Origin of the sequence: Bacteroides cellulosilyticus DSM 14838 (assembly GCF_000158035.1) — a bacterium.
GTDB classification, from domain to species: Bacteria; Bacteroidota; Bacteroidia; order Bacteroidales; family Bacteroidaceae; genus Bacteroides; species Bacteroides cellulosilyticus.
The window spans coordinates 1-2,355 of sequence record NZ_EQ973490.1 but is presented as its reverse complement, the minus strand read 5'-3'; the positions used below and the strand labels follow the sequence as shown (position 1 = coordinate 2,355).

General features: G+C 48.5%; 1 protein-coding gene. It reads left to right on the top strand.

The window, feature by feature from the left end; translation table 11 throughout:
- Positions 1 to 8: 8 nt before the first annotated feature.
- Positions 9 to 2,355: DUF4450 domain-containing protein (locus BACCELL_RS05130; protein WP_157133883.1), on the top strand; the 2,347-nt coding region annotated here is incomplete at its 3' end.

Genomic DNA, 2,355 nt, shown 5'->3' with positions numbered 1-2,355 from the left:
GAAAAGTAATGAAACAACTATTTTTTTATATCCTCATCTCTTTGTTGCCTGCTTTCGCCTATGCGCAATATACCACCGGTAATAAACCGCAAAGTGCCGGCGACCGCATCGAATCCACCTCTTACAATGATCATAAGCGGGGTGCTGCCCGTACCCTGCAATATCACCCGGACGGTGAAGATTTTGTAAGTGTCAATGGAAAGAACCGCTATACTCGTGCCCTTTATGGCAGCCATACCGCTTTCCGCCTGGAAACGAGTGACCGTCCTATTTTTGCTGTCTACGAAAAGCGCAACAGTAAGAATATACATTTCCATCTCGTACTGGCTGATAGTTCAGTGACTCCATTGGAAGAAACCGCTTGGTGTGAGTCTCGTTACACTCCCGGACGGCGTTCCTATCATCTGAAGCACCCCTCCTGGGGAACAGATGCTGAGCTGCAAATCTCTGCTCTTGCTTTGCCGGATGAGGATGCTGCCATTTGGAAGATTACCCCCGTAAATATGCCTGTAGGCGCGGTTTTGCGCCCTATGTTGAGTGAAATCCGCCTGAACAGATTGAGTCGTAACGGTGATATGGGGGCCGATCCTCCCGGTTGTTTTGATGCACCCGAGCAACCTCAACAATTACAATCATTGGGTATCTCCCTTTTCGACCGGCAGGATGTTTATGTACTTGTACGTGACTATTCCTTGGTAGTACCTTCACAGGAAGAAGGCATTGCCCTTTATAATAAGTCTGAACAAGCCCGTGCCGATCTTGCCTCACGTATCAGGATCATAACTCCCGATCCATACTTTAATACTCTGGGTGGTGCCCTTGCCGTAGCTGCCGATGGCATCTGGGATGGTGAAGTCTGGTTGCATGGTGCTATTGGCTGGCGTATGCCTCTCAGTGGCTGGCGTGCTGCTTATACCGGTGATGCCTTAGGTTGGCACGACCGTGCCCGTACGCACTTCAATGCTTATGCCGCCAGTCAGGTGACAGAAGTGCCGAACACGATTCCACACCCTGCACAGGATTCAACTCTTGCTTTGGCACGTTCCGAAAAGAAGTGGGGAACACCCCAATATAGTAACGGTTATATCTGCCGTAACCCCCGTCGGAACGATCAGATGCATCATTATGACATGAATCTTTGTTATATTGATGAACTCTTGTGGCATTTCAACTGGACCGGTGATTTGGAATACGCCCGCCGTATGTGGCCTGTCCTGACCCGTCACCTTGCTTGGGAAAAACGAAACTATGATCCCGATAATGACGGACTTTATGATGCCTATGCCTGCATCTGGGCAAGTGATGCCCTTTATTATAATAGTGGTGCGGTCACTCATTCTTCTGCCTATAACTATCGTTCCAATCGCCTCGCAGCTATGATTGCCGAGAAGATTGGAGAAGACCCTGCACCCTATCGTGAAGAAGCTGACAGAATACTGAAAGCTCTGAATGCCCGCCTTTGGATGCCCGAACGTGGACATTGGGCTGAGTTTCAGGATTTCATGGGGCATAAACGTTTGCATACCAGTCCTGGTGTATGGACTATTTATCATGCATTGGATAGCAACATCGCTGATCCTTTCCAAGCTTATCTTGCCACCAGTTATGTGGATCGCGAAATACCGCATATCCCCGTTTGTGGCGATGGTTTGAAAGATGAAGGTTATGCTACTATCTCCACTACGAACTGGTTGCCTTATTCCTGGAGTATCAACAATGTTGCTTTTGCCGAAGTGATGCATACTGCTCTTGCTTATTTCCAGGCAGGACGTGCGGATGCAGGTTTTCATCTGCTCAAGAGTTCTGTCCTCGATGGCATGTATCTGGGTGAAAGCCCCGGTAACTTCGGGCAAATCAGTTTTTATGATGCTGCTCGTGGAGAGTGTTACCGTGATTTCGGGGATCCTATAGGTGTAGCTTCCCGTGTATTGATACAAGGACTCTATGGTATCCTTCCTGATGCCATGAACGGACGCCTGCTGGTGAAACCCGGCTTACCCTCCTCCTGGCCTTTTGCATCTCTGCATACTCCGGATATTGATTTTGACTTTAAGCATACTAATGAAACTGCAACATCCTATGCAATTATCCACCGATTACCTGCGGTACGTACATTGGAACTTCAGTTTCCGGCTCAGCGCTCGGAAGTGGCGAAGCTTACAGTCAATGGCAAGCCTGCAACATGGACATTGGTAGAGAACTCCATCAGCCGTCCGATACTTTCCGTCGTTGTCCCTGCTTCTTCGGATGAAAAAGTGGAAATTAGCATTGAATGGGGCGGGGAAGTGCTTGGTAGTCCGACAAAGTCTCAGATAGAAGCTGTTTTAGCTGAAGCTCCTGTATGTTTTGTTCCGA